27 protein-coding genes are annotated in these 25605 nt (G+C 71.5%); 11 read left to right on the top strand and 16 right to left on the bottom strand.

Going from position 1 to position 25605, the window contains the following annotated elements; genetic code table 11:
- Positions 1-3 precede the first annotated feature (3 nt).
- From ACFVYA_RS13350 to ACFVYA_RS13335, 4 genes are all read right to left on the bottom strand, one after another.
- Positions 4-228 carry a hypothetical protein gene (locus ACFVYA_RS13350; RefSeq protein ID WP_387044852.1) on the bottom strand — a complete coding sequence of 75 codons (225 nt, stop codon included), beginning with the start codon at positions 226-228 and terminating at the stop codon, positions 4-6.
- Between the two features lie 53 nt (positions 229-281).
- Complete coding sequence (locus tag ACFVYA_RS13345) at positions 282-782, bottom strand: DUF3455 domain-containing protein (RefSeq protein ID WP_387044851.1); 501 nt, start codon at positions 780-782, stop codon at positions 282-284.
- An 86-nt stretch (positions 783-868) separates the two neighbouring features.
- Complete coding sequence (locus ACFVYA_RS13340) at positions 869-2434, bottom strand: sodium:solute symporter (protein WP_387044850.1); 1566 nt, start codon at positions 2432-2434, stop codon at positions 869-871.
- Between the two features lie 15 nt (positions 2435-2449).
- Positions 2450-3667 carry an anhydro-N-acetylmuramic acid kinase gene (locus tag ACFVYA_RS13335; RefSeq protein ID WP_387044849.1) on the bottom strand — a complete coding sequence of 406 codons (1218 nt, stop codon included), beginning with the start codon at positions 3665-3667 and terminating at the stop codon, positions 2450-2452.
- Positions 3668-3805: 138 nt separating this feature from the next.
- Between ACFVYA_RS13335 and ftsY the strand changes: the two genes are divergently transcribed.
- Positions 3806-5095, top strand: a complete 1290-nt coding sequence (ftsY, locus tag ACFVYA_RS13330) for a signal recognition particle-docking protein FtsY (RefSeq protein ID WP_387044847.1) — start codon at positions 3806-3808, stop codon at positions 5093-5095.
- Here ftsY and ACFVYA_RS13325 read toward each other — a convergent pair.
- Positions 5092-5901 (bottom strand): hypothetical protein, encoded by an 810-nt coding sequence (locus ACFVYA_RS13325; protein ID WP_387044846.1) that lies wholly within the window; start codon positions 5899-5901, stop codon positions 5092-5094. The genes ftsY and ACFVYA_RS13325 overlap by 4 nt on opposite strands.
- A gap of 73 nt (positions 5902-5974) precedes the next feature.
- On the bottom strand, positions 5975-6445 hold the full coding sequence (locus tag ACFVYA_RS13320) for a hypothetical protein (RefSeq protein WP_387044845.1): 471 nt from the start codon (positions 6443-6445) through the stop codon (positions 5975-5977).
- Positions 6446-6580: 135 nt separating this feature from the next.
- On the opposite strand from ACFVYA_RS13320, the gene ACFVYA_RS13315 reads away from it, so the two are divergent.
- Positions 6581-7081 (top strand): GNAT family N-acetyltransferase, encoded by a 501-nt coding sequence (locus ACFVYA_RS13315; RefSeq protein WP_387044844.1) that lies wholly within the window; start codon positions 6581-6583, stop codon positions 7079-7081.
- 10 nt (positions 7082-7091) lie between these two features.
- Here the strand turns inward: ACFVYA_RS13315 and ACFVYA_RS13310 are convergent, their stop codons facing one another.
- Complete coding sequence (locus ACFVYA_RS13310) at positions 7092-7865, bottom strand: IclR family transcriptional regulator (RefSeq protein ID WP_285989202.1); 774 nt, start codon at positions 7863-7865, stop codon at positions 7092-7094.
- Between the two features lie 112 nt (positions 7866-7977).
- On the opposite strand from ACFVYA_RS13310, the gene aceB reads away from it, so the two are divergent.
- Together aceB and ACFVYA_RS13300 are read left to right on the top strand one after the other, a co-directional pair.
- The gene (gene aceB / locus ACFVYA_RS13305) at positions 7978-9564 is read left to right on the top strand and encodes a malate synthase A (protein WP_387044843.1); all 1587 of its coding nucleotides are present in this window, start codon (positions 7978-7980) and stop codon (positions 9562-9564) included.
- The gene (locus ACFVYA_RS13300) at positions 9564-10751 is read left to right on the top strand and encodes a DUF6986 family protein (protein ID WP_387044842.1); all 1188 of its coding nucleotides are present in this window, start codon (positions 9564-9566) and stop codon (positions 10749-10751) included. The genes aceB and ACFVYA_RS13300 overlap by 1 nt, the downstream gene beginning before the upstream one ends.
- A gap of 60 nt (positions 10752-10811) precedes the next feature.
- Here the strand turns inward: ACFVYA_RS13300 and ACFVYA_RS13295 are convergent, their stop codons facing one another.
- Positions 10812-11153, bottom strand: a complete 342-nt coding sequence (locus ACFVYA_RS13295; protein WP_285989205.1) for a hypothetical protein — start codon at positions 11151-11153, stop codon at positions 10812-10814.
- Between the two features lie 352 nt (positions 11154-11505).
- On the opposite strand from ACFVYA_RS13295, the gene ACFVYA_RS13290 reads away from it, so the two are divergent.
- Entirely contained in the window at positions 11506-11742 is a 237-nt protein-coding gene (locus tag ACFVYA_RS13290; RefSeq protein ID WP_285989206.1) for a hypothetical protein, read from the top strand.
- Positions 11743-11746: 4 nt separating this feature from the next.
- Here the strand turns inward: ACFVYA_RS13290 and ACFVYA_RS13285 are convergent, their stop codons facing one another.
- On the bottom strand, positions 11747-12898 hold the full coding sequence (locus tag ACFVYA_RS13285) for a DUF2786 domain-containing protein (RefSeq protein WP_387044841.1): 1152 nt from the start codon (positions 12896-12898) through the stop codon (positions 11747-11749).
- Positions 12899-12990: 92 nt separating this feature from the next.
- Here ACFVYA_RS13285 and dctA point away from each other — a divergent pair, with 92 nt between their 5' ends.
- Positions 12991-14271 (top strand): C4-dicarboxylate transporter DctA, encoded by a 1281-nt coding sequence (dctA, locus tag ACFVYA_RS13280; protein WP_387044840.1) that lies wholly within the window; start codon positions 12991-12993, stop codon positions 14269-14271.
- Between the two features lie 37 nt (positions 14272-14308).
- Entirely contained in the window at positions 14309-14635 is a 327-nt protein-coding gene (locus ACFVYA_RS13275; RefSeq protein WP_285989209.1) for a DoxX family protein, read from the top strand.
- A gap of 9 nt (positions 14636-14644) precedes the next feature.
- On the opposite strand, the gene ACFVYA_RS13270 is transcribed toward ACFVYA_RS13275, so the two are convergent.
- On the bottom strand, positions 14645-15133 hold the full coding sequence (locus ACFVYA_RS13270; RefSeq protein ID WP_285989210.1) for a MarR family winged helix-turn-helix transcriptional regulator: 489 nt from the start codon (positions 15131-15133) through the stop codon (positions 14645-14647).
- A 109-nt stretch (positions 15134-15242) separates the two neighbouring features.
- Positions 15243-16565: a PucR family transcriptional regulator ligand-binding domain-containing protein gene (locus ACFVYA_RS13265; protein ID WP_387044839.1), complete on the bottom strand. Its 1323-nt coding sequence runs from the start codon at positions 16563-16565 to the stop codon at positions 15243-15245.
- A gap of 122 nt (positions 16566-16687) precedes the next feature.
- Here ACFVYA_RS13265 and ACFVYA_RS13260 point away from each other — a divergent pair, with 122 nt between their 5' ends.
- Genes ACFVYA_RS13260 through pucD form a run of 4 tightly spaced genes read left to right on the top strand, consistent with a single transcriptional unit; the run spans position 16688 to position 21607 of the window.
- Positions 16688-17560: an FAD binding domain-containing protein gene (locus ACFVYA_RS13260; protein ID WP_387044838.1), complete on the top strand. Its 873-nt coding sequence runs from the start codon at positions 16688-16690 to the stop codon at positions 17558-17560.
- Positions 17551-18018 (top strand): (2Fe-2S)-binding protein, encoded by a 468-nt coding sequence (locus ACFVYA_RS13255; RefSeq protein WP_387044837.1) that lies wholly within the window; start codon positions 17551-17553, stop codon positions 18016-18018. The genes ACFVYA_RS13260 and ACFVYA_RS13255 overlap by 10 nt, the downstream gene beginning before the upstream one ends.
- The gene (locus tag ACFVYA_RS13250) at positions 18015-19355 is read left to right on the top strand and encodes an 8-oxoguanine deaminase (RefSeq protein ID WP_387044836.1); all 1341 of its coding nucleotides are present in this window, start codon (positions 18015-18017) and stop codon (positions 19353-19355) included. The genes ACFVYA_RS13255 and ACFVYA_RS13250 overlap by 4 nt, the downstream gene beginning before the upstream one ends.
- Positions 19352-21607, top strand: a complete 2256-nt coding sequence (pucD, locus tag ACFVYA_RS13245; RefSeq protein ID WP_387044835.1) for a xanthine dehydrogenase subunit D — start codon at positions 19352-19354, stop codon at positions 21605-21607. Before ACFVYA_RS13250 ends, pucD begins: the two co-directional genes overlap by 4 nt.
- A 1-nt stretch (position 21608) precedes the next feature.
- Here the strand turns inward: pucD and ACFVYA_RS13240 are convergent, their stop codons facing one another.
- The 5 genes from ACFVYA_RS13240 to ACFVYA_RS13220 all read right to left on the bottom strand — a co-directional run bounded on the left by ACFVYA_RS13240 (position 21609) and on the right by ACFVYA_RS13220 (position 25559).
- On the bottom strand, positions 21609-23189 hold the full coding sequence (locus ACFVYA_RS13240) for a glycoside hydrolase family 27 protein (protein WP_387044834.1): 1581 nt from the start codon (positions 23187-23189) through the stop codon (positions 21609-21611).
- Positions 23190-23299: 110 nt separating this feature from the next.
- On the bottom strand, positions 23300-23860 hold the full coding sequence (locus ACFVYA_RS13235) for a TetR/AcrR family transcriptional regulator (protein WP_387044865.1): 561 nt from the start codon (positions 23858-23860) through the stop codon (positions 23300-23302).
- Between the two features lie 51 nt (positions 23861-23911).
- A complete protein-coding gene (gene pucL / locus ACFVYA_RS13230) occupies positions 23912-24793 on the bottom strand; it encodes a factor-independent urate hydroxylase (RefSeq protein ID WP_387044833.1) in 882 nt (293 codons plus the stop codon).
- Between the two features lie 2 nt (positions 24794-24795).
- Complete coding sequence (gene uraH / locus ACFVYA_RS13225) at positions 24796-25113, bottom strand: hydroxyisourate hydrolase (RefSeq protein ID WP_387044832.1); 318 nt, start codon at positions 25111-25113, stop codon at positions 24796-24798.
- Positions 25110-25559 (bottom strand): 2-oxo-4-hydroxy-4-carboxy-5-ureidoimidazoline decarboxylase, encoded by a 450-nt coding sequence (locus ACFVYA_RS13220; protein ID WP_387044831.1) that lies wholly within the window; start codon positions 25557-25559, stop codon positions 25110-25112. Before ACFVYA_RS13220 ends, uraH begins: the two co-directional genes overlap by 4 nt.
- Between the last annotated feature and the right edge of the window lie 46 nt (positions 25560-25605).

Here is a 25605-nt window from a genome sequence, read left to right as displayed (position 1 = left end):
GGGTCACATCTCGTCTTCGCGCGGAGCGCGCCGGTCTTCCGGCCGCACCCGGGGCTCGTGGGTGCCGAGGTCGTTGCCGATGTACTGGGCGTCGCCGATCCGCGGCCGTCGTCCGCGCGGGGTCAACATCCCGCGCTTGACCCCGCGTTTGCGGTCGGACCGGTCCACGACCAGCGCGATGACGAGCACCACCGCCAGCACCACGCCGAGACCGATGAAGAATCCCATGTGATCCCCTCCCGGTTCCCAGGCTACGGGGCCGGGAGGGGCACCACATCCGCTTATCCGGCGACCCAGAAGGCGTAGTCCGCGGAGTACCGGACCGCGGTCTGCGCGCCGTCCGTGCAGGTCCCCGCCGGGGCCACGCCGCCGCGGGTGTTCAGGCGCTGGATGTAGGTCACCTTGCTGAAGACGCCGTCGCCGGTGTTGAGGTTCGCCTTGAGCAGCAGCTCCGGGATCGCGCCTTCTCGTGGGGCGTTCGCCGCGGCCGCCGCACCGACCGTGCTGCCGTCCACGATGGACGTCCACACCGGGCCCTTGCTGTGCAGCGCCACCGGCTTCCCGTGCCGCGACAGCACCGCCGCGGGCTGGATCAGCGCCCACGCGCCGTTCGTGCAGCCGTAGATCTGGACGCCCTCGGCCGGGTAGCTCGCCAGTGCCCGGTTGCCCGCCGGGACCTTGATCGCGTCCGGCACCTTCGAGGCCGCCGGGGTGGCCGAAGCCGTCGCCGCGCCGCCGAGCACCAGGGCGCCGACCGCGAGCGCCACCGTCATCCGCTTCATGGAATCCACCTTCGAAATCCTCCCGCCGCTTCTCGGCGGGCTCCCGCCCATCGACACGGGAGCGCGCCGGAAACGGTTCAGAAGGATCAGGCGGCGCGCACCTCCGCCGTCTCGCCCTCGGCTTCCGCCTCCGCCGCCTTCGGGTCCGGCGTGCGGTGCCGCAGGGACAGCAGGCCGCCGACGACCAGCGTGATGACCACGCCCATCAGCGTGTACCACGGGTAGGCCAGCGCCACCTTGTCCCCGGCCGCCTTGCTGAAGTCGACGCCGATCAGGCCGCCGGTCTTCGCGCTGAACTTCACCCCGAGGATGACGAACGCCATCACCACGACCGTGACGACGAACGCGACGATCGCGTCCACCTGCCGGGCCTTCTTGATCAGCAGGCCCAGCAGGAACGACCCCAGCAGCGCGCCGTAGGTGTACCCGGTGATGGCCAGGCCGAGCTCGATCACCGAGTTCTTCGTGGTCGAGAACAGCGAAGCGAAGACGGCGAACACGACGGCCCAGATCAGCGTCCACATGCGACCGTGCCGCAGCAGCTTCGAGTCCTCCGGCGAGCGCTTGGTGAACCGCTGGTAGAGGTCGGCCACGGTGGACGTCGACAGCGCGTTGAGCGCCGAGGCCAGCGCACCCATGGTCGAGGCGAGCACCCCGGCGATGAGCAGGCCCGACACACCGGCCGGCAGGTCGTCGATGATGAACCGCGAGAACACGTCGTCCGGGCTCTGCAGCCCCAGCTGGGCGACGGACTTCCGGCCGTTGAACACCCACAGCATCGCTCCGACCAGGAGGAACAGCGCGAACTGGATGGTGACGATGATGCCGCTGCCGATGAGCGCCTTCTGGCCGTCGCGCAGGCTGCGCGTGGCCAGCAGCCGCTGCGCGATCAGCTGGTCGGCGCCGTGCGACGCCATCGACAGCGCCGCGCCGCCGAGCACCGCCGTCACGAAGGCGTACGGGCTGGTCAGCAGGTTCTTCGTGAAGTCGACGAGCACGAACTTGCCGTCCGCGGACGCCTGGGAGACCCAGTCGGCCGGCAGCTTGTTCAGCAGCACGATCGCGGCCACCGCGGCGCCGCCCAGGTACAGCGACAGCTGGATGACGTCGACCCAGACGACCGCCTTGATCCCGCCGATGTAGGCGTAGACCAGCGTCAGCGCGGTGAGGATGACGACGATCACCCAGTAGTCCAGGTGGATGCCGTAGTGCGCCAGGATCACCTTGATCGGGATCGCGCCGGCGAACAGGCGCACGCCTTCGGCGAGCAGCCGGGTGATCACGAACGTCACCGACGCGGTGCCCTGCAGCCCGGAGCCGAAGCGCTTCCCGAGGAACGCGTACGCGCTGACGAGGTTGCCCCGGAAGTACCGCGGCAGCAGCACGAACGCGGCGATCGTCCGGCCGATGATGTAGCCGAAGGCCAGCTGCAGGAACAGGAAGGCGTTGCCGAAGACCAGCCCGGGCGTGCTGATCACGGTGAGCGTCGAGGTCTCCGTGGCCACCACGGACAACATCACCGCACCCCACGGCAGACTGCGTTCGCCGACGAAGTAGTCGGCCGCCGACCGTTGCTTCCGGCCGACGAGCACGCCGATCAGTGGCATCGCCGCCAGGTAGATCACGATGATGGCGAGGTCAACACCGCGCATGGATCTCTCCTACCCTCATCCGGTCTTCTCCGCGACTCGCAACCGCGTCACGGCGCCCCCCAGCGGGGCGGGAAGGATCAGTGGACCGCGGCCGGGGACCAGCGCGCCGAGCACGCGCGGCCCGCGGGCGCCGGTCGCCGACGGCACCGTACCGGGCACGCCGCACCAGGTGAGCCAGCCCAGCAACGCCGTGAGGTACGCCTCTTTGCCCGCACCGGGCAGGCCGAGGTCGTCACTGGTCTTGAGCACCGAATCGGGCACTGTGGAGAGGTTGCGGGCGAGCGCGGCCATCAGGGCCGGGTTCGCGACGCCGCCGCCGGAGGCGATGACGGTCGTGACGCCGTGGCGGCGGCACTGATCGGCCACGGTGACGGCGGTCAGCTCGGTGAGCGTCGCGAGCAGGTCGCCGGGACCGACGGGGTCCAGACCGGCGGCGGCCGTGTCGAGGTACTCGGCGTTGAAGTGCTCCTTGCCGGTGGACTTCGGCGGCGCGGCGGCGAAGTACGGGTCGGCGAGCAGCCGGAGGAGCAGGTCGGAGCGCACCGACCCGCCGAGGGCGAGCCGGCCGTCGACGTCGCTGCGCTGCCCGGCGACGCGGTGGGCCGCGAGGTCGAGCAGGGCGTTGGCGGGCCCGGTGTCGTAGGCGATCACCGGCTCGCCCTCGGCGACAACGGTGATGTTCGCGATGCCGCCGAGGTTCAGCGCGGCGACCGGCCGTCCGGTGTCCTCGGCGAGGCCGCGCAGCCACAGCCGGTCGAGCGTGCTCGCCAGGGGTGCGCCGTGACCGCCCGCGGCGACGTCGCGCGCCCGCAGGTCGGCGCACACCGGCAGCCCGGTGCCTTCGGCGATCCAGGCGGGCTGGCCGAGCTGGAGGGTGCCGCGGACGTGGCCGCCGGAGACCCAGTGGAACACCGTCTGGCCCAGCGACGCGACCAGGTCCGCGCGGCCGCCGGCGAGTTCCGCGGCCCCGCGCCGGGCCGCGTCGGCGAACGCCTGGCCGACGCCGGTGTCCAGCCGCGTCAGCTCGCCGGCGGTGCACGGGTTCGGCGGGAGCGCGGCGAGCAGGCCGTCACGCAGCGGCTCGGGATAGGGGACGTCGAGCTCGCCCAGCGGCGTCAGCACGACGGTGCCGTCCTCGGCGTGCAGGTCGGCGGCGGCCACGTCGATCCCGTCGAGCGACGTGCCCGAAATCAGGCCGATCACCCGGAAGCGGTGGCTCGCTCTCATCCCCATCCGGAGGGGTTTAGTGGAGCCTCTCGTGTGACGCAACCCACTTGGTGAAGTCTTGGCCCAATCGGGACCGAGGTGGTGACGAATTGCCTGTGTGGACGGGTGTCCGGCGCGGGGGAGCGCGGATGAAAGGATGGGCCCGTGTCGAGCACCTGGTTCCTGTTCGTAGTCGTCGCCGTCGTCGTCCTGGTCGCCCTGCTGGTGACCGGCCTGCTGATCGCACGCAGGCGGCGGATCAGCCTGGACGCCCAGCGCGAGGTCGAGGCGAAACCGAAGGGCGGTTCGTACGCGGCCAGCGGGGGCATCGCGCTCGCGCCCGGCGGCACGGCCGAGGCTCCCGAAGCCGGGCATCCGGTCGAGGACCGGCCCGAGGTCGACGGCCAGCCCGCGGTGGGCGACGACGCGGCGGTGCCGCGCGACTCGGCGCAGCGCACGGTCCGCGACGTCAAGCTGCCGGACGCCGAGGTCGTCGAACCGGCCCCGGTCGTCGAGGAGATCGAACCGGCCGCGGGCCGCATGGAGCGGCTGCGCGGCCGCCTGACGAAGTCGCGCTCGATGTTCGGGACGAGCCTGCTCGGCCTCCTCGGCGCCGGCGACCTCGACGAGGACTCCTGGCAGGACGTCGAGGACACGCTGCTGATGGCCGACCTCGGCGCGGCCACCACGAACCAGATCGTCGAGCGCCTGCGCGACGAGCTTTCCCGGCGTGCGGTGCGGTCTTCGGCCGAGGCGCGCGAGGTGCTGCACGAGGTGCTGACGGCGCAGCTGTCCACCGACGGCCACCGCGCGGTGCGCGCGCTGCCGCACACCGTCGACGGCAAGAAGCAGCCGGCGGTGGTCCTGGTGGCCGGCGTCAACGGCACGGGCAAGACGACGACCACGGGCAAGCTCGCCCGCGTCCTGGTGGCGCAGGGCGGCACGGTGCTGCTGGGCGCGGCGGACACGTTCCGCGCGGCAGCGGCCGACCAGCTCCAGACGTGGGGCGAGCGCGTGGGCGCGGAGGTCGTCCGCGGCAAGGAGGGCGCGGACCCGGCGGCGGTGGCGTTCGACGCGGTCAAGCGCGGCGTGGACACGGGGGTGGACGCGGTCCTGGTCGACACGGCGGGCCGGCTGCACACGAAGACGGGCCTGATGGACGAGCTGGGCAAGGTCAAGCGCGTCGTGGAGAAGCAGGCCAAGGTCGACGAGGTGCTGCTGGTGCTGGACGCGACCACGGGCCAGAACGGGCTCATGCAGGCCCGGGTGTTCGCCGAGGTCATCGACGTGACGGGCATCGTGTTGACGAAGCTGGACGGCACGGCCAAGGGCGGCATCGTGTTCCAGGTCCAGAAGGAGCTGGGCGTCCCGGTGAAGCTCGTCGGTCTCGGCGAGGGCCCGGACGACCTCGCGCCGTTCGAACCGGGCGCGTTCGTGGACGCCCTGCTGGGCTAAGTGATCGGCTGCCGGGTCGACCATTCGTACACGGGCCGGCCTCGCGTCAGGGCGAGGGAGTGGGTCACGCAGAGCCCGTTTCCGCCCAACGCGACGGCGAGGGAAGTGCAGCGCGGCCCGAAGCGGGAGAGATCGGCAGCCCGGCACTGCCGCTGCAGACCTGCCGTCCCGATGGGCGTGAACCGCTTCGGGATGGCGCGCGGCATGAGCTGGGCGCCGGGCAGCGGGGCCGGTGCGGCCGGGAGCTGCCCCAGGGCGGCGGCGCTCGGCGGGGGCAGTTCGAACGGGCTGGTGCCGTCCGGAGCCTGCAGCCCGAGCTTCCGGAGGAGTTTCTTCCTCGGTACCTCGGTCGCGATGGTGAGCCGGTCGGTGCCGCTGCTCGCCACCCAGTGGCGTACCCAGCCGATGCCGTGCAGCACCGGCTTGCCTCCGAGTTCGGCGGGCGGGTCGAGGACGAGGGCACTGATCAGGTAGTCGTCGCGGGGCAGGGTCAGGTGCGCGGTCTCGCCGAGCACCATCGGCACGGTCACGCCCGCTGTCCGCTCGCCTTCGCGCGGCGCGGTCTGGAACGCCAGCAGCACCGGCCGCCGCCCGGCGGGAGTGTGCCGCACGGTGATGTCGAGGTCGCTGGTGACGTCGCCGAGCCGGTGCCGCCGCGGCTCGGCCCTCGGCGGGAGCGGTGGTACGACGACCTGCCGCGGCCCGTCGAGCAGCCGGTCCATTCCTCGTTCGGCGAGCCGTCCGACGATGGCGGCGCCTGCCGCCTGCCCCAGCCAGAGAAGTGACATGGTGATCGGTTCGGGCACTTCGCGTCTCCCTCCGCAGGCGCGTGCTGCTTTGACAGACGCTCGAGCGACGCGGATTGATACCGGAACGCGGTCAAAGCCGGAACAACGGCGTCCCGTCCGCCTTCCGCAGCCCCAGCTGCAGGATCACCGGCGCGGACGGGCGGTTGGCCGGGATCAGGCACGGAGACGTCTGCCTGGCCGTGACCGTCAGGCGGCACCAGCCGATGCCCTGCAGCGTGCGGCGGGCCGGGTCGACCACCATCGCCGCCCCGAAGTAGTGGCCGCCCGGGAGGGCGATGCGGGCCGTGTGGCCCAGCACCACCGGGAACGCCGTGCCCGTCCGGCTGCCGTCCTCCTGGAGGGTGAGGATCACCGGCGTCCGGGCCTTCGCGGCGAGGTGGTGCCGGACGCTGATCTCGACCGTCCCCGCCGGGGTCTTGGCCGGGCGTGGCCAGGTGGGTGGCGCGGTGGGCCCGTCGAGCGCCCGGTCGACGAGCCGGTCCAGCAGGTTGGAAGCGGCGCCCTGCGCGAGCCAGGCCAAGGCGCCGGTGTGCGGGTCCATGCGCTCCTCCGGCGATATTCGGATGACGGCGGCGGCGCGCCGGCGCAGAATCCGGGCATGCCCGGTTGACGCCCGCGTGCCCCTCCTCGTGAAAGACGCCCTGGAGCCGTCGTTCGCTACGAGAGAGGACCCATCATGACCGCCATTCACGGCGACCGGGTGCGGCTGCGCCCGATCGGCCCAGCGGATCGCGCCCGGCTGCGCGAAATCCTCGCCACCCCGGAGGTCGCCCGCTGGTGGGGCGACCCCGATCGCGAGGTCGAAGGCCTGTACGAGGTCGAAGAGGGCGACACCGTCTACGCCATCGAGCTCGACGGTGAAGTCGTCGGCCTGATCCAGAGCTGCGAGGAACCGGACCCGCAGTACCGCCACGCGGGCATCGACATCTCGGTGCACCCGGCCTTCCACGGCCGCGGCATCGGCACGGACGCGATCCGGGCGCTGGCCGGGCACCTGTTCGCGCAGGGACACCATCGGCTGACGATCGACCCGGCGGCGTCGAACGAGACGGCGATCCGGGTGTACGCGAAGGTGGGGTTCCGTCCGGTCGGGGTGCTGCGTCGGTACGAGCGCGGCCCGGACGGCACCTGGCACGATGGGGTGCTGATGGACTTGCTGGCGGGCGAGCTGAACTGAGCGGTCCGCGTCAGACCGTGACCGCCTGGGAAAGGCTCGCTCCCAGGGCGTCCGCCACCCGCTGCACCGCCGGGGCGATGTGGGCCACCGCCTCGGCGGTCAGCCGCCCGGACGGCCCGGACACCGACACCGCCGCCGGGACCGGTGCCCCCGGCACCGCCACCGCGACACACCGGACCCCGAGCTCCTGCTCCGCCTCGTCGAGCGCGTACCCCTGCGAAGCGATCCGCGACAGCTCCACCGCCAGCGCGTCCGGGTCGGTGAACGTGTGCTCCGTGTACGCGGGCATCCCGGTCCGGTCCAGCAACGAACGCACTTCGGAAGCGGGCAGGTGCGCCAGCATCGCCTTGCCCACCCCGGTCCCGTGCGGCAGCAACCGCCGCCCGACCTCGGTGAACATGCGCATCGAATGCTTCGACGGCACCTGCGCCACGTACACGACTTCGTCGCGCTCCAGGACGGCCAGGTTCGCCGTCTCGCCGACCTCCTCCACCAGCTCCGCCAGCAGGGGACGCGCCCACGCGCCGAACTGCATGCTCGCGTTCTCGCCCAGCCGGATCAGCCGCGCGCCCAGCGCGTAGCGGCGGTTCGTGTTCTGGCGGACGTACCCCAGGTCGACCAGGGTGCGGATCAGCCGGTGGATCGTCGGCATCGGCAGCCCGGACAGCGTCGCCAGCTCCGACAGGCTGGCCTCGCCGCCGGTGTCCGCGAGGTGTTCCAGCAGCTCGAAGGCACGCTGCAGGGACTGGACGCCGCCGTCGCGACCGTTCTTCTCCGCCGGCACGGTGGCCCTCCTTACGTCGGCGTTGAGCTTCCGCTATGCAGAAACTATAGTCCGGCTGGTAGAAAACCGTAGGGCCGTTATCCAAAGATCCGAACCCTCGAGGTGTTTCCCCATGTCTTCTGAAGTCCAGGTGCTGGGCGACCCGGTCGAGCGCGGCGACGAGATCCTCACACCGGAGGCGCTCGCCTTCCTCGCCGGCCTCCACGACGCCTTCGCGGGCCGCCGCGACGAGCTGCTCAAGGCGCGCGGCAAGCGCCGCGAAGAGGCCCGGACCACCGGCCGGCTCGACTTCCTGCCGGAGACCGAGGAGATCCGCGAAGGCGACTGGCAGGTCGCCGGCGCGCCGCCCGCGCTGCGGGACCGCCGCGTCGAGATCACCGGGCCGACCGACCGCAAGATGACCATCAACGCGCTCAACTCCGGCGCCAAGGTGTGGCTGGCCGACCTCGAGGACGCCAACACCCCGCACTGGCAGAACGTCGTGTCCGGCCAGGTCAACCTCTACGACGCCATCCGCGAGACCATCACGCTGGAGAGCGGCGGCAAGAGCTACGCGCTCAAGGACGACGTCGAGCACGCGACGATCGTGGTCCGCCCGCGCGGCTGGCACCTGCCCGAGAGCCACCTCACCTTCGGCGGCCGCGAGGGCGTCGGCGCGCTCGTCGACTTCGGCCTGCACTTCTTCCACAACGCGGCCGAGCTGCTGAAGCGCGGCAAGGGCCCGTACTACTACCTGCCGAAGATGGAGAGCCACCTCGAAGCGCGGCTCTGGAACGACGTCTTCACCCACGCCGAGAAGACCCTCGGCATCGAGCACGGCACCGTCCGCGCCACCGTGCTGATCGAGACCATCCCGGCCGCGTTCGAGATGGAGGAGATCCTCTACGAGCTGCGCGAGCACGCGTCGGGCCTCAACGCCGGCCGCTGGGACTACCTGTTCAGCGTGATCAAGTACTTCCGCGACGCGGGCGAGAAGTTCGTGCTGCCGGACCGCAACTCCGTCACGATGACCGCGCCGTTCATGCGCGCCTACACCGAGCTGCTGGTGCGCACCTGCCACAAGCGCGGCGCCTTCGCGATCGGCGGCATGGCCGCGTTCATCCCGAGCAAGGACCCCGAGACCAACAAGGGCGCTTTCGAGAAGGTCCACGCGGACAAGTCGCGCGAGGCCGGCGACGGCTTCGACGGCTCCTGGGTCGCGCACCCGGGCATGGTCGAGCTCTGCAAGGAGGAGTTCGACAAGGTCCTCGGCGACAAGCCGAACCAGCTCGGGCGCAGGCGCGACGAGGACTGGGATCTCTCTGCCACCGCCGACCAGCTGCTCGACGTCGCCTCGACGCCGGGCGGTGCGACGGCCGCCGGCCTGCGCGCCGCGGTCGACGTCGGCGTCCGCTACATCGCCTCCTGGCTGGGTGGCAACGGCGCGGCGGCCATCCACAACCTGATGGAGGACGCCGCCACCGCCGAGATCTCCCGCTCGCAGATCTGGCAGTGGGTCAAGAACGGGACCCCTTTGGACAGCGGCGACACCGTGACGGCGGAGCTGGTGCGCGGCGTGCTGGCCGACGTCCGCGGCGAGCTGGCGGCCGAGCTCAAGCCGGAGCTGCTGGAGCCGGCTGTGGAGCTGTTCGAGCAGGTCGCGCTGGCCGAGGAGTTCCCGGACTTCCTGACGCTGCCCGCGTACGAGCGGATCAAGTAGTGCGGCTGCCCGAGGACGTCTACGACGCCGCCGACGCGCGCCTGGCTGCGGCCGACGCGCGCGTCGCGGCGTCGTACCCGGGGGAGCGGCCGGGACGGCAGCCCGTGCACACCGTGTACGTCCCGGCTTCGCAGTACAAGACGCGCCTGGTGGCCGACTGGGGCAAGCAGGCGATGCGGGTCTTCATCGAGCACGGCGACCTCCTCGGCGCCGACGCGGACGTCTACGAACGCGTCCGCGCGAAGCTGCTGACCGAGCCGATCGAGGACCTGCGGATCGACTTCGAGGACGGCTACGGCCGCGTGCCGGACGACGTCGAGGACGCCGCCGCCCTGGCGGCCGGGCAGACCCTGGCGACGACCGGCGGCACGCCGTTCTGCGGAATCCGCTTCAAGAGCTTCGAAGCGGCGACGCGTCGGCGCGGCATCCGCACCCTGGACCTGTTCCTGGGTTCGCTGCTGGACAACGGGCCATTGCCGCCCGGGTTCGTCGTCACGCTGCCGAAGGTGACGGCCGTGGAGCAGGTCTCGGTCGCCGCGGAAGTACTGGCGCACCTGGAATCCGCGTATGACCTGCCCGAGAACACCCTGCGCTTCGAGGTGCAGATCGAGACCTCACAGTCCATTGTGGACCTCGACGGGACGCTGTCGGTGGCGCGGATCGTGCACGCCGCCTCGGGTCGCTGTTCGGGACTGCACTACGGCACGTACGACTACAGCGCGGGCCTCGGCATCGCGGCGGCGTACCAGAGCATGGAGCACCCGGCGGCGGACCTGGCCAAGGGCCTGATGCAGGTTTCGGCGGCGGGAACCGGAGTCCGCCTCTCGGACGGCTCGACGAACAAGCTCCCGATCGGCGACGCGCTGCCCATGGCGTGGGCGGAGCACCTCCGGCTGGTGCGCCGGTCGTTGGAGCGGGGCTTCTACCAGGGCTGGGACCTGCACCCCCATCAGCTGCCGACCCGCTTCGCGGCGACGTACACGTTCTACCGTGCGGGGCTCCCGGAGGCGGTGGAGCGGTTGCGCGCGTACGCGGAGAAGACGTCGGGGGGAGTGCTGGACGAACCGGCGACGGCACAGGCGCTGGCGGTGTACCTGCTGCGCGGGCTGGACTGCGGCGCGCTCGACGAAGGCGAGTTGCCGTTCGGCCGTCCCGAGCTGGAGAAGTACGCACAGCGGCTCGCGTGAACAGTGGCAGAGCGGACGCTCGAGGAGGAGCGCCCACTCAACCACTGCTCACGGCGGCTGCTACGACGGCAACCGGCCGGGGTGGTCCGGGCGGTGCCCGATCACGGCAACCACGGTCAGCAAGGCGAGCTGACCGGCGATCGTCCCGGCTGTCGCCCATGTCGGAAGAGCCGCCGAAGCCGCCTTCAACGTGAGCGTCGGTCCGAGGACCGCGCCGAGCACGACCAGCACGTCCAAGACCGTGGTGAGCAGCCGGCGGGTCTGGCTCGATGGCACCGCCATTTCCGCCTTCACCTCCGACGTCTCGATCCGGACGTGCGCGAACCGGCTCGGGTTGTCGTCCCGGTCCGGCTCCACTTCGTGAGGTCCGGACGGATCCGCACGCTCGATTTCGGCACCCATGCTCGTGCCCGTTCCTTTCCGGGCCCGGTCAAGCGCCCGTGGCGGCACGTCGGACCGGGGACCACTTCTCGTGGCCGCGGCGCATGCCGCGGCCGGTTACCGACCGGCGACATGCCGTGCCCCCCTCGCCAGGGCACACCTGCTGTCCGGTAACCGGAGTCCCTGCCGCGAGGAAGCGTGGTCCTGCTTCCCGATCACTCGGCCCGCCTGCATGAAGGACGGGTTCGCGCCAAAGCTCGCACTTCGACTGTAGAGCGCCGGCTGCTTGGACCGCAACACTCTTTCGCTGCGAAATATGTGTGTTTTCGGTGGCGAACCTGCCATGATGGGGTGGCACGCGAGAGGAGGCACCATGCCCGCAGGTGAGGCGAACCGGTCCGCCGTGGTCGACCGCGTCAATGTCGCGTTGATCGCCGAAGCGGTCGATGCGCTGGCGAAGCTGCAGGAACGCACCGGCCTGAAGAAGGTCGACCTCGTCAACCGGGCGCTGCTGGTGTACGAGTTCGTCGACGCCGAGCTCAAGGCGGGCAAGCAGGTCCTGGTGCGTGACCAGGACGGCCGCGACCAGCTGGTGAAGATCTTCCTGTAGCCGCTCAGCGCAGCCGGGCGCGGTCGGCGGCCGCGCGGCCCGCGCCCCAGCCTTCGTGGCTGCGCACGGTCACCGATTTGTTCACCACTTCGGGGAAGAGGGTGGTGAAGGCCGCGGCCACGTTCTTCTCGTGCGAAGCCAGCACCGGCAGCAGCTCCGGTTCCTGGGCGATCGTCGCTTCCGCCGCTCGTTCGAGCCGCTCGCCGATCCGGGTGGCGTACGAGACGAGGAAGGATTTCCGGAACGGCCGCGACCGGCCGGCCGGGTCGGTGATCATCGCCCGCGTCGCCTGGACCAGCAGGGACGTCGTCAGCAGGGCGACCGAGTCCAGGTCGTCCTCGTCGCCGATGACGGTGACGAACTCCCAGCGCGGGTCGAAGACCGCGCGGCAGCGGTTGGCCTTCGCGACGACGTGGACCAGCAGCGACTTGGCGTCGGTGTACGGCGTGTCGAGCCAGATCCGGCGGGCCGCGGGCCGATCGGGTGCGTTCTCGGTGGCCTCGACCAGCACGCGGTCGAGGGCGTGGCGGGTCATCAGCTCCTGCGCCTTCGCCGAAAGGGCCTCGGCCTCCTCCGGGAACGAGCTCGACTCCGCCTTGGCGAGCAGCGCGCGGACCCGGCTCAGCTTCTTCTCGTCGACGTGCTGCCGTACCGGACGTTCCAGCGGGGTTCCCGGCGCAGGCAGCACGACGGTCACCGCCGGCAGCGTCTTCAGCAGGCCGAAGGCTTCGATGACCGCCGCCACCGCTTCGGACGGCGTGAGGATGTGCTTCGCCGCCCACTGCGGCAGGTGCGGCTCGGTCTCGGTCCACCAGCGGACGGCGCCCGCCGCGTCGAGCTGCTCTCGCCACTCCGGATGCATGGTCGTGAACTGCCCGGCGTAGGCGGCGAGCGTGTCGAGCAGGTACGAGCCGGCGAACTCGTCCAGGCGGCGCCGAGCCGCCTCCTGGAGATCCTCGGGCAGCCAGCCACCCCGGCACGCACGGGCGATCAGCTGCCGTCCGGTCCGGTCCGCGGCTTCGGCGAGTTCGGCCGGCAGGGTGAACCCCGGCGCCAGCCGGTCGGCCTCGCCCGGTGCGGCGGCGAGCAACGCGCCGCCGAATTCTTCGACCGTCGCCGGCGGCGGGCCGACGCGAACCTGCTTCCGCTTGCCCACCGGCCCAGTCTGCCGCAGTGACGTTTCCCGGCATCGGGTACGTCACTGCGAGCGTTAACACCGCCGGAACATCCGATGCCTATGGTCCTGCCATGGCGGAGAACAAGAGGCCCTGGTGGACGTCGGTGTTCCTGCAGCTGCTCGTGGCGGTGGTCGCCGGCGTGCTGGTCGGACACCTCTGGCCGGCGCTCGATGCCCAGCTCAAGCCGGTCGGGGACGGGTTCATCCGGCTGATCAAGATGATCATCGCGCCGCTGATCTTCTGCGTCGTGGTGACCGGGATCGCGGCCGTCGGCGACGTCAAAGCGGTCGGACGAATCGGACTCAAGGCCATCGTCTACTTCGAGGTCGTCACGACGTTCGCGTTGCTGTTCGGCCTGGTCGTGGCGAACGTCTTCCGGCCCGGCGCCGGGCTGGACATCAACCCGGCGACGCTGGACCCGCACGCCGTCGCCGCGCAGACCAAGGGCGGGCAGCTGCCGTCGATCGGGGACTTCCTGCTGCACACCATCCCCGACAGCGTGGTCAACGCGTTCGCGCAGAACCAGCTGCTGCAGGTCCTGGTGTTCGCGGTGTTCTTCGGCGTGGCGCTGGCCGCGATCGGGCGGGAGCGGGCGCCGCTGGTGCTCGGTTTCGTCGACCAGGTGCAGCAGGTCATCTTCAAGGTGATGGGCTGGATCATGCGGGTCGCGCCGCTGGGCGCGTTCGGCGCGATGGCGTTCATCATCGGCCAATACGGCCTGTCCACATTGGGCACCTACGCGAAGCTGATCGCCGCGTGCTACGGCGCGGCCGTGCTCTTCACCCTCGTCCTCGCCGCGATTTCCCGGTTCTACGCCGGGGTTCCGGTCTGGAAGTTCCTCCGCTACGCGCGCGAAGAGTTCCTGCTCGCGCTGGGCACGGCCTCGACGGAGTCGGTGATGCCGCGGATCATGGCCAAGCTCACCGACGCGGGCTGCTCGCGCGCGGCGACGGGGCTGGTGGTGCCGACCGGGTACTCGTTCAACCTGGACGGCGCGACCATCTACCTGTCGATCTGCACCGTGTTCCTGGCTCAGGCGTTCGGCGTGGAGATGACGCTCGGCCAGCAGCTGCTGGCGGTGCTGATCCTGATGCTGACGTCGAAGGGCATGGCGGGCGTCCCGGGCTCGAGTTTCCTGGCCCTGTCGGCGACGGCCGCGGCGATCGGCGCGTTCCCGGTGGCGGGCGTGGCCCTGCTGCTGGGCGCGGACCGCCTGATGGACTCGATGCGCGTGTTCGTCAACCTGCTCGGCAACTGCGTGGCGACGTTCGTGGTCGCGAAGTCCGAAGGCCAGCTGGACCGGGACAAGCTGCGGGAGACGCTGGAAGGGGCGACGCCGGTCGCGGCCTGACCGGTCACCTTCCGGGCGGCGGCCCCGTCGGGGAGGCATGAACACTGCCGCGGCTCTCGTCACGATCACGCTCAACACGGGCATCGGCCTCGCGGACCTGCTGAAGGCGCGGTTCGTCCTCGCCACCTCGGCCGCCGTCGACGTTCCGCCGGGTTGGCTCCCCGCTCTCGGCACACTGAAGCTCGCCGGTGCGGCCGGGCTGCTCCTCGGCCTGCTCGGCGTTCCGGTCCTCGGCGTGACGGCGGCGATCGGCCTGACCCTGTTCTACCTCGGGGCGATCGCGGCCCACGTCCGCGCCCGCCGGTTCGCCACCGGCGCGGTGCCTGCGGTCTTCCTCGGCCTCGCGGTGGCGACGGTGGTCTGACGCAGCGGTCTAACGCAGCCGGGGGAGGGCATCGCGGGCGAAGTGGCTCAACGTCCGCAGGTCGTCGGCGAACCGCTCGCGGTGGTCCGCGGGCAGCGGCCCGAAGAAGAACTGCTCGATGTTCTCGACGTGCACGCGGGTGGCCCGCACGGTCGTTTCCTCACCGAGGGCGGTCAGCCGGACGAGCTGGACCCGCCCGTCGCTGGGGGAAGTGGTGCGGGTCACCAGCCCGGTGGCGACCATCCGGTCGACCAGCCGGGTCGCACCGCCGGTGGTGAGCACCTGTTCCTGGGCGATCGAGCGCATGGTCAGCCCGTCTTCCCCGGTGCGGCCCACGATCAGCAGGACCTCGTACATCAGGTGCGTGATCCCGCATTCCCGTTCCAGCGCCCGCCCGAGCAGGTACCCGAGCCGGTGCGCGGCACCCTGCAGCCGCCCGAAGGCGAGCACGCGGGCGTCGTCCGCCGCCTGCCGGGCCGAACCGATGTCGGGGTCCACGCCCTCATCCTCCCCTCTGACTCCGCTCCCGCAACGCGAGACGGCGGCCGATGGGGTGCGAGGCTCGTCCCCTGCGCCGAGCGGACGAGCGGGCGGCGCGGCGATGGTTCTAGTCGCCGGCGCGCAAGGCGAGGTACACGTCGAGCTGGTCGGTGAACTCCGTCAAGTCCGCGCCCAGCAGCTCGCCCGCGCGTCCGATGCGGTACCGCAGCGTGTTGACGTGGACGTGCAACTCCTTCGCCGCGCGGGTCGGGGAGCCCGAACACTCCAGGAACACGCGGACCGTGTGCACCAGATCCGTGTGCTGCTCCGCGTCGTACGCCAGCAGCGGTCCGAGCACCCGGCGGCGCAGGGCCGCGCGCAGCCCGTCCGGGGTGCCGGCCAGCAGCAGCTCGTGCACGTCCACCTCGCCGGCCGGAACCACCGCCACCCGGCCCGTCCGCCGGGCCGCCACCTCCACCGCGTACCGCGCGCTCTGCGCCGCCTCGTCGCGCGGGCCCGGGTCGCCGATGCCGCAGACGATCCGCTTCGCCCGGAGCAGGGGTTCCACAATGGACAACTCCGCCGGTGACGGCCGCAGTGCGGTCGCCGCGTACGACGTTTCCGCCGCCGTCTCGAGCAGCAGCGCGTCCGGGAGCCACTCGCTCAGGACGTCCCGGCTCTCGTCGCTGCCTTCGGTCCGCAACCCGACCACGCACACCTCCTCGGGCAACGACACCTCGAGCCGGGGCCCGCGAGCCCGCGTGACCCCGACGAGCCCCGCCACCTCCTCGGCGAGCTCGGCCTGCGCGGTGCTCAGCGGCCCCCCGACCGCGATCAGCCACGGCACCGCGTGCCGCCCCTCGACCGGGACCAGCGTCAGCGGCCCGGGCTCACGGGCCGCGTGCCGGCGGACGACGTCGCCGGCCGGCATCGGCAGCGGGGCCGTCCCCGCGATCAGCCGGCCCAGTCCCGACAGCACCCAGCAGGGCAGCCCGAGTTCCGCCGCCGCGCGTTCCAGCAGCGTCTCGACCGGGGCCTCCGCGGCCGCCTGCAAACGTTTGCGCGCGCTGTCGGACGCGGCCGCCAGCGCCAGCACGACCTGCTCGGTGATCACCGAGAACGACAGGTCGGCCGGCACTTCCAGCAGCGGGATCCGGTGCCGGACGCAGGCGTCGACGACGTCGTCCGGGATGCCGTCCGAGTCGGCGCCGGACGCGGCCAGCGCCGCCGCGCCCGCGCGGGCCAGCGCGGCCACGAACGGCTCGGCGTCGCCCGGGGCGTGCCACCACAGCAGGCCGGAAAGCACCAGCTCACCGGCCGACAGGTACCGTCCGGGGTCGGACAGCTCCGTGACGTAGATGCGCGTCACCGGCCGGTCGAGCAGGTCGGTCCCGGCCCGCGGGCGCAGCCGCAGCCCCGGCAAGCCCAGCAGAGTTTTCACGGTCGTCATGAGGCTTGTAGGAAAGCACAACCGCCCCCGCGTCCGCTGCTGTGCGTTTCATGCGTGGTGCCGTTGCCGCCCGGCCGTGATCCGTCGTCTACTGGTCCATCGCCCCCACGAAGGAGCAACCAGTGGAGTTCCTGCGTCCCACGACGCTCGCCGAGGCACTGGCCCTCAAAGCCGGGCGGCCCGAGGCCGTGCCGATCGCCGGCGGCACCGACGTCATGGTCGAGCTGAACTTCGACCACCGGCGTCCCGGGGCCCTGCTCGACCTGACCCGGGTCGGCGAGCTCGCGGAGTGGTCCACTGTGGACCACTCGGGCGGCACGGTCCGGCTCGGCGCCGCTGTCCCGTACTCGCGGGTCATCACCGAGGTGGGTGAATCCGTCCCCGCGCTCGCCATGGCCTCCCGCACCGTCGGGTCCCCGCAGATCCGCAACCGCGGCACGGTCGGCGGCAACCTCGGCGCCGCGTCCCCCGCCGGGGACACCCACCCGGTGCTGCTCGCCCTGGACGCGCGGGTCGAGGTGGCCTCCGTCCGGGGGACCCGCCTCCTCCGCGCGGAGGAGTTCTACGTCGGCGTGAAACGGCACGCGCTGGCTCCGGACGAGCTGATCACCGCCGTCCACCTGCCCGCCAACGCCGGGCCGCAGCAGTTCGCCAAGGTCGGCACGCGCAACGCGATGGTCATCGCGGTCTGCTCGTTCGCGCTGTCCCTGCGCGACGGCGTGGTGGGCGCCGCGATCGGCTCGGCCGCGCCGACCCCGCGCCGCGCCCGGGAGGCGGAGGACTTCCTGGCCGCCGAGCTGCCGTGGACCGCACCCGAGCCGCTGCCGGACTCCCTGAAACGCCGCTTCGGCGACCTGGTCGCCGCGGCCGCCGAGCCGATCGACGACGTCCGGGGCAGCGCCGCGTATCGGAAACACGCGCTCGCCGTACTGGCGCGGCGTACGTTGACTTGGGCCTGGGAAGAACACCGGACGGGAGAGCGCGCATGCGCCTGAATGTCACGATCAACGGCGAGCCGCGGCAGGCGGACGACGTCTGGGAAGGCGAAAGCCTGCTCTACGTGCTGCGCGAACGGCTCGGGCTGCCGGGCTCGAAGAACGCCTGTGAGCAGGGTGAATGCGGGTCGTGCACGGTCTACCTCGACGACGTCCCGGTGTGCGCCTGCCTGGTCGCGGCCGGGCAGGCCGAGGGCCGCGGGGTGCGCACGGTCGAGGGACTGGCCGATGGCGACACCCTCGACCCGGTCCAGCAGTCCTTTGTGGACGCCGGGGCGGTCCAGTGCGGGTTCTGCACCCCGGGCCTGGTCGTCGCCGCGCACGACCTGCTGAACCGCGTCCCCGACCCGTCCGACGAGGAGATCCGCGAGGCACTGGCCGGCAACCTCTGCCGCTGCACCGGCTACGAAAAGATCCTGGACGCGGTGCGCGCGGCGGCGAAAGGTGGTGTCGCGTGAAGACGCTCATCGCGAACGCGGCCATCGCCACCGTCTCCGGCGAGGAGTACGCGAGCGGGCACGTCGTCGTCGAGAACGACCGGATCGCCGAGGTCGGCGAGGGCGTGTACACCGGCGAGTTCGACGAACGCGTCGAGGCCGAAGGCTGCCTGATCACGCCGGGGCTGATCAACACCCACCACCACCTCTACCAGTGGGCGACCCGCGGGATGGCCGCCGACCACACGCTCTTCGAGTGGCTGGTCGCGCTCTACCCGGTCTGGGGCCGCCTCGACGACGAGATCACGCACGCCGCGGGCACCGCCGGGATGGCACGGCTGGCGCTGACCGGTTGCACCACCGTCGCCGACCACCACTACGTCTTCCCGCGCGACGGTGGCGACCAGGTCGCGGCGCTGGCCGCGGCCCGCCAGCGCATCGGCGTCCGGCTGCACGTGGTGCGCGGGTCGATGGACCGCGGCGAGTCCGACGGCGGCCTGCCGCCGGACAACCTGGTCGAGACGACCGAGGACGCGCTGGCCGGCACCGAAGCGGCGATCGGCCGGTTCCACGACGACTCGGCGGAGGCGCACCTGCAGATCGCCGTCGGCCCCTGCTCGCCGTTCTCGGTCACCGAGCGGCTGATGTCCGGCGCAGCCGAGCTCGCCCGCCGCAAGGGCGTCCGGCTCCACACCCACCTGGCCGAGACGCTGGACGAGGAGAAGCAGTGCCTCGCCGAGGTCGGCTGCACGCCCGCCGAGTACGCCGACAAGCTCGGCTGGCTCGCCGAAGACGTCTGGCTCGCACACACCGTGCACCTGGCGCCCGAGGCGATCCGGCGGTTCGGCGCGACCGGCACCGGCTCGGCGCACTGCCCGACGTCCAACGGCCGCCTCGGCTCCGGCATCGCCCCGGTCCGCGACCTGCTCGACGCCGGGGTGGCCGTCGGCCTCGGGGTCGACGGAGCCGCGTCCAGCGAGTCCGGGGGCCTGGCCGAAGAGCTGCACCAGGCGTTGCTGCAGGCGCGCCAGCGCGGTGGGCCCCGCGGGCTGACCACGCGGGAAGCGCTGTGGATGGGCACGATGGGCGGCGCCCGCTGCCTGGGCCGCGCGGACGACCTGGGCTCCCTGGAACCCGGGAAGCTCGCCGACCTGGCCGTCTGGGACCTGACCGGGCTGAACCACGCCGGCATCACCGACCCGGTCGCGGCGCTGGTGCTCGGCACCCCGCCGCCGCTGCGCCGGCTGTTCGTCGGCGGCAAGGCCGTCGTCGAGGACGGCACCCTGCGCGAAGCCGAGGAGTCCGCCATCGCCCGCGAGCTGGCGGCCGCGAGCGCCCGGCTGCGGGAGGGCCGATGACCACCACCGTCAGCACGCCGACGGTCAACGGCGTCGGCACGTCGCCGCAGCGTCCCGACGGCATCGTGAAGGTCCGCGGCGAATTCGCGTACTCCTCGGACCTGTGGCACGAGGACATGGTGTGGGGCGTGACGCTGCGCAGCCCGCACCCGTACGCGCGGATCACCTCGATCGACATCGCCGAAGCCCTGGCCGTGCCCGGCGTCCGAGCCGTGCTGACGCACGAGGACGTCCCCGGCGTCAACCGCTACGGCCTCGAGCACGCCGACCAGCCGGTGCTCGCCTCCGACGTCGTGCGCTACCAGGGCGAGCCGGTGGCGCTGGTCGCCGCCGACCACCCGGAGACCGCGCGCCGCGCGATGAAGCGGATCAAGGTCACCTACGAGGAGCTTTCCCCGGTGACGGACTCCGAAGCCGCGGTCGCGGGCGAAGGGCCTTCGCTGCATGAAGGCGGCAACGTCGTCCGGCACGTGAAGATCCGCCGCGGGCCCCAGGATCTCACCGCGGACGTCGTCGTCTCCGGCGTCTACGAGGTCGGCATGCAGGACCAGGCCTTCCTCGGCCCGGAATCCGGGCTCGCCGTGCCGGACACCGAAGGCGGCGTCGACCTCTACGTCGCGACGCAGTGGCTGCACGTCGACCAGCAGCAGATCGTGGCCGCTCTGGGACTACCGATCGAGAAGGTGCGGCTGACGCTCGGCGGCGTCGGCGGGGCGTTCGGCGGCCGGGAAGACCTGTCGATGCAGGTGCACGCGTGCCTGCTCGCCCTGCACACCGGCAAGCCGGTGAAGATGGTCTACAACCGCGAAGAGTCCTTCTACGGGCACGTGCACCGCCACCCGGCGAAGATGTACTACGAGCACGGTGCCACCCGCGACGGCCGCCTCGTGTACGTCAAGGCACGCCTGTACCTCGACGGCGGCGCGTACGCGTCTTCGACGGGTGCGGTGGTCGCGAACGCGGCCACGCTCGGCGTCGGCCCGTACAAAGTGGACAGCGCGGCGGTGGACTGCTGGGGCACGTACACGAACAACCCGCCGTGCGGCGCGATGCGCGGCTTCGGCGCGGTGCAGGCGGCGTTCGGCTACGAGTCCCAGATGGACAAGCTCGCCGCCGCCTGCGGGCTGGACCCGGTCGAGGTCCGCGTCCGCAACGCGATGAGCGAGGGCGATCCGATGCCGACCGGCCAGGTCGTCGACGCGGAGGCACCCGTGGCCGAGCTGCTGGAGCGCGTGCGCGCCATGCCGATGCCGCCGGAACGGCCGTTCGACCTGCGGCACATGCCGGGCGGGGTGTCGAACACGACGCACGGCGAAGGGGTCGTCCGCGGCGTCGGGTACGCCGTCGGGATCAAGAACGTCTGCTTCTCCGAAGGCTTCGACGACTACTCGACGGCTCGCGTGCGCCTGCAGCTGGTCGGCGGCGAACCGGCCGCGACCGTGCACACCGCGGCCTGCGAGGTCGGCCAGGGCCTGGTGACGATCATGCAGCAGATCGTCCGCACCGAACTCGGCGTCGACCAGGTGACGGTCCTGCCGATGGACACCTCGATCGGCAACGGCGGTTCGACGTCGGCGTCGCGCCAGACCTACGTCACCGGCGGCGCCGTCCAGGCCGCCTGCGTGGCGGTGCGGGCGCGGCTGCTTTCGCGGTTCGACGCCAAGGTGCGCGTGGTCGGCGGCAAGCTCGTCGCGGCCGACGGCCGGGTGCTCGCCGACCTGGGCGAGGTCCTCGGCGACGACGTCCACGACGAAACCGTGGAATGGCGGCACCGGCCGACGTCCGCGCTGGATCCCGAGACCGGCCAGGGCACCGCGCACGTGCAGTACGCGTTTGCCGCGCACCGGGCGGTCGTCGACGTCGACACCGAGCTGGGCCTGGTCAAGGTGGTCGCGCTGGACTGCGCCCAGGATGTCGGCAAGGCGCTGAACCCCCAGGCCGTGCTGGGCCAGATCCAGGGCGGCTCGGCGCAGGGGCTCGGGCTCGCGGTGATGGAGGAGATCCAGACCTCCGGCGGGAAGATCCGGAACCCCTCCTTCACCGACTACCTGATCCCGACGGTGCTGGACATGCCGCCGATGACCATCGACGTCCTGGAACGCCCGGACCCGCACGCGCCGTACGGCCTGCGCGGGGTCGGCGAGCCGCCGACGATCTCGTCGACCCCGGCGATCGTGGCCGCGATCCGGGCCGCGACCGGGCTCGCGCTCACCCGCGTCCCGGTGCGGCCGGAGCACCTCACCGGTACCTGAGCTACCTGAGCATCCAGTTCTGGTGGGCTTCGTCGTTGCAGCCCCAGAGCTCGAGCGGGGTGCCGTTGACGTTGCCGGCGGGCTTGTCGCCGCCGGTGACGTCGACGCACAGCCCGGCCTGGGTGATCGAGCCGCCGGCCTCGAGCCGGAACTTCTGGTTCGCGCCGCCGTGGCAGCCCCAGACAATGAGCTTCGTCCCGGACGCGCTGGTGCCGCCGCTCGCGTCGAGGCAGAGGCCGCCGGCTTTGAGCTCACCGGCGCCGGTGAACGTCCAAGCCTGGACCGGGCCGCCGCCGCAGTCCCAGATGTCGACCGGGGTGCCGGGCGTCGCCGAGCCGCCGCTGACGTCGATGCACCGCGCCGAGGAGACGCCCTGGATCGGCTGCGTGGCGTCGGTGCTGGTGCCGTGTGCGCCGGCTTTCACGCGGTAGGCGACCGTGCTGTGCGGCGGGACGTTCGCGCTGATCCCGCCGGTGGTCGCGGAGACCTCCTTCGACCACAGATTGGTGAGCCGGTAGCTCGACGCGGCCGGCAGCCCGGCCGCGGCGGCGGTCGTCGAGATGGTGTTCGCGGTGCTGTTCTCGTTGAGCAGCACCACGGCGACGTCGCCGCCCCGGAGGGGTTTCGCGAGGACGTCCAGCCCGTTCCCGGTGGCGATCCGCCGGGCCTGCTTGCCGAGCGGGTCCTGGTCGATGGCGATGACATCCGCGTTGAGGTAGGTGGAGAAGGTGGCGACGCTCGCGGAGCGCAGATCGGCGCCCGCGATCAGCGGCGCGGCCATCGCCGCCCACAGCGTGAAGTGCGCGCGGTCCTCCTTGAAACCCATGCCGTTGCCGACCTCGAGCATGTCCGGGTCGTTCCAGGCGCCCGGCTTCGCGGCGGAGGCGAGCCCGACGTTCTGGCGGTAGATCGCGTCGACGGTGCCCCAGCTGTTGGTGATGTCGCCGGTGGTGCGCCACAGGTTGCCGACGTCCGCGGCCCAGGTCGCGGGGGCGAAGTCACCCCATTCGCAGATGCTGTAGACGATCGGGCGGCCGGTGGCCTTCAGCGCGTCGCGCATCGCCGAGTACCGCCGGATGTAGTCCTCCTGGCTGTTGCTGCCGTTGTTGAAGCAGTTGTCGTACTTGAGGTAGTCGACGCCCCAGCTCGCGAAGAGGTTCGCGTCGGCCTGTTCGTGGCCGAGGCTGCCGGGGTAGCTCTGGCACGTCATGGTGCCGGCGCTTTCGTAGATGCCGAACTTCATGCCGCGGGCGTGGATGTAGTCGCCGAGGGCTTTGAGGCCGCTGGGGAACTTCGCGGGATCGGCGACGAGGTTGCCCGCGCTGTCGCGGGAGCGGGTCATCCAGCAGTCGTCGAGGTTGACGTAGGTGTAGCCGCGGTCCCGCATCCCGGAGCCGACCATCAGATCGGTGGTCTGCTTCACCAGGGTCTCGTTGATGTTGCACTCGAAAGTGTTCCAGGTGTTCCAGCCCATCGGTGGCGTGCGGGCCAGGCCGTTCTCGAGGGCTTCGACCGGGCTCGTGATCGAGACGGCCGCAGCAGTGACTGTGACTGCTGCGGCGGTGGCGAGGACGCGGCGCATGGCGACTCCAACCGGACGGCGTTGTGAGGCAGGAGGACTAGACCATGCAGCATCGGAGGTGACTTGTCAGCGGTCAAGGCCCCATGTTGGTGATTTGCGTTCGGCACCGACTAAAGTTGCGGGTCCTCTTGGAGGAGCCGCCGGGCGACGTCGACGGTCGCGGCCCCGGCGACGGCCATGGCTTCGGTGTCCCGCAACGAGCGGCAGAGGACGAAGGCGCCTTCGAGGTTGTTGACGGTGGTGATGGTGAGGGTCCGGGCCGCTGCCCGGGTCAGGCCGAATCGCGCGAACTTCTCGGTCCCGGCGTCGATCCAGGCGGTGAAGACGTCGGCGGTGGCTTTCCGCAGCGGTTCGTTGGTGGCGGCGACCTCGAGGGCGACGGTCGCGATCGGGCAGCCCTCGACGTAGTCCGTGGCTTCGAGGGTCGCGATCCCGGCGGCGAAGAAGGATTCGATGCCGCTGACGAGGTCCGCGGCGGGCGCGATGAAGAGGTCGAACAGGGCGATGTAGGCGAGCCCGGAAGTCCGGATGACCTCTTCGCCGAGCTGCTCTTTGCCACCGGGGAAGAAGTGGTAGAGGGACCCGAAGGGCGCGTTGGCCTCGGCGACGATCTGCTTCAGGCCGGTACCGGCGTAGCCGTTGCGCCGGAAGAGCTCGGCGCCGGCGGCCATGATGCGTTCCTTGGTCCCTGCCACCTCTCGATGATAGAGCGTTCTATCAACTCAGTGCAGGTCCCAGGCCGGCCCCGGCTCCTCGGCGTCGTCCCGCAGGATCGTGCCCTCGATCAGCCCGTACGGCCGGTCCGCCGCGTAGAACACCTCGTTGTCGTTCTTCAGCCCGAACGGGCTCAAGTCCACCAGGAAGTGGTGTTTGTTCGGCAGCGACAACCGCACCTCGGCCACTTCCGGCCGCGCCTCGAGCACCGCCGACCCCATCGCGTACAGCGTCTGCTGCAGGGAAAGGCTGTGCTTCGTCGCGAACGTCTCCAGCATCAGCCGCCGGATCTCGCGGTGCGATTCCGCCCAGTCGATGCCCTCGCCCTGGTAGCGCCACTTCGCCGTGACGGCCGTCGCCAAGATCCGGTCGCCGGTCTCCGCCAGCGTGGTGTACTCGTCGCGGGGGAAGCCGTGGAACTCCGAACCCGTGGACTTCAGCAGGGTCAGGCCGTCGATGCCGGACACGACCCACGCGCGCCCGTCCTGGAGCGTCACCGCCGTCGTGCGGCGCTCGTCGCCGGACCGGCTGAACGCGTGGTCGTGCGGCTCGCCGCCGACGGCGATCCGGTCCCAGCCGTGCTCGTCGACCTTGACGCGCGCGCCCGTGATGTTCTCTTGCGTGCCGGTGAAGTGGCGGGCCAAGCGCAGGCCGAAGTCCTCGATCTCGCCGACCGGCGCCTCCTTCGCGAAGGCGTACACGGTGTTCTTCTGCGTGTCGGTCGCCAGCACCCCGGCGTTGTCGCCGGTCAGGTGCGTCGCGGCCAGTTCGCCGCGCAGCGACGTCGACACCGTCAGGTCCTTCAGGTGGTGCACCGGGCCGTCGCGGCGCACCGTGACCAGGCGGACCTCCGCCTTGCCGTACTGGTTGGGGCCCAGGGTGATGGCCACGGTCAGCTCCCTCGGTAGGTCGAATAGGCGAACGGGCTGAGCAGGAGCGGCACGTGGTGGTGCGCGCTCCCGTCGGTGATCCGGAAGGTGAGCGCCACCTCCGGGAAGAACGCGTCCGGGCCCAGGTAGGTGCCGGTGTCGAAGACGAGCCGATAGCCGCCCGGCGCCAGGGTGTCCGGGCCGAGGTCGCGGATGCGGCCGTCGTCGTCGGTGCGGCCTTCGGCGATCGGCTTCCCTTCGGCGGTCTCGAACCGGACGGCGATCCCCGCGGCGGGGCGCCCGGTGGCCGTGTCGAGGACGTGGGTGGTCACGAGGCTCACGCGGTCACCGCTTTCGCGAGTCGGAGTTCGGCGATCTTCAGCAGTTCACGGCCGGCGACCGCGAGTTCGGTCGCCGGGTCGTTGGCCAGCCGGTCACGCAGGATCTTCAGCAGTTCATCGCCGCTGCGGCCGCTCGCGCAGACCAGGTAGACGTGCCCGAACTTGGCTTCGTACTCGGCGTTCGCGGCGGCGAACGCGTCCGGGTTGTCCACACCGGACTGTTCCGACCGCGCCCAGCCCGCCGCGGGCTTTTCCCCGATCCGCGGGTGCGCGGCCATCGCCTGCCGGATCTCGTCGCTGTTCAGCGGCAGGTCGGCGGCGGCTTTCAGCGCGTCGAGATCGGCGTACGGGCGCCCGGCGAGCACGGCGTCGACCCAGCGCGGGACGGCGAGGCACGCCGTCAGCAACGGCCGGACGTCGGTGGTGTTGAACTCGGTGAGCAGCACGTGCTGACCGTACGTCGGTGCCGGAATTCCGTCAACATTTTGTTGA

Origin of the sequence: Amycolatopsis sp. NPDC058278 (assembly GCF_042881395.1) — a bacterium.
In the GTDB taxonomy this organism is placed as follows: domain Bacteria; phylum Actinomycetota; class Actinomycetes; order Mycobacteriales; family Pseudonocardiaceae; genus Amycolatopsis.
This window is presented reverse-complemented; position numbering and strand designations above follow the sequence as displayed.

Excerpts from the sequence above, each read along its gene's own strand:
- ACFVYA_RS13240 (WP_387044834.1), bottom strand. The coding sequence starts at position 23,189 with ATGCGCCGCGTCCTCGCCACCGCCGCAGCAGTCACAGTCACTGCTGCG.
- ACFVYA_RS13255 (WP_387044837.1), top strand. The coding sequence starts at position 17,551 with ATGCGCCTGAATGTCACGATCAACGGCGAGCCGCGGCAGGCGGACGAC.
- pucD (WP_387044835.1), top strand. The coding sequence starts at position 19,352 with ATGACCACCACCGTCAGCACGCCGACGGTCAACGGCGTCGGCACGTCG.
- ACFVYA_RS13275 (WP_285989209.1), top strand. The coding sequence starts at position 14,309 with ATGAACACTGCCGCGGCTCTCGTCACGATCACGCTCAACACGGGCATC.
- ACFVYA_RS13335 (WP_387044849.1), bottom strand. The coding sequence starts at position 3,667 with ATGGGGATGAGAGCGAGCCACCGCTTCCGGGTGATCGGCCTGATTTCG.
- ACFVYA_RS13290 (WP_285989206.1), top strand. The coding sequence starts at position 11,506 with ATGCCCGCAGGTGAGGCGAACCGGTCCGCCGTGGTCGACCGCGTCAAT.
- ACFVYA_RS13315 (WP_387044844.1), top strand. The coding sequence starts at position 6,581 with ATGACCGCCATTCACGGCGACCGGGTGCGGCTGCGCCCGATCGGCCCA.
- ACFVYA_RS13340 (WP_387044850.1), bottom strand. The coding sequence starts at position 2,434 with ATGCGCGGTGTTGACCTCGCCATCATCGTGATCTACCTGGCGGCGATG.
- dctA (WP_387044840.1), top strand. The coding sequence starts at position 12,991 with ATGGCGGAGAACAAGAGGCCCTGGTGGACGTCGGTGTTCCTGCAGCTG.
- ACFVYA_RS13350 (WP_387044852.1), bottom strand. The coding sequence starts at position 228 with ATGGGATTCTTCATCGGTCTCGGCGTGGTGCTGGCGGTGGTGCTCGTC.
- aceB (WP_387044843.1), top strand. The coding sequence starts at position 7,978 with ATGTCTTCTGAAGTCCAGGTGCTGGGCGACCCGGTCGAGCGCGGCGAC.
- ACFVYA_RS13235 (WP_387044865.1), bottom strand. The coding sequence starts at position 23,860 with ATGGCCGCCGGCGCCGAGCTCTTCCGGCGCAACGGCTACGCCGGTACC.
- ACFVYA_RS13320 (WP_387044845.1), bottom strand. The coding sequence starts at position 6,445 with ATGGACCCGCACACCGGCGCCTTGGCCTGGCTCGCGCAGGGCGCCGCT.
- ACFVYA_RS13295 (WP_285989205.1), bottom strand. The coding sequence starts at position 11,153 with ATGGGTGCCGAAATCGAGCGTGCGGATCCGTCCGGACCTCACGAAGTG.
- ACFVYA_RS13345 (WP_387044851.1), bottom strand. The coding sequence starts at position 782 with ATGAAGCGGATGACGGTGGCGCTCGCGGTCGGCGCCCTGGTGCTCGGC.
- ACFVYA_RS13265 (WP_387044839.1), bottom strand. The coding sequence starts at position 16,565 with ATGACGACCGTGAAAACTCTGCTGGGCTTGCCGGGGCTGCGGCTGCGC.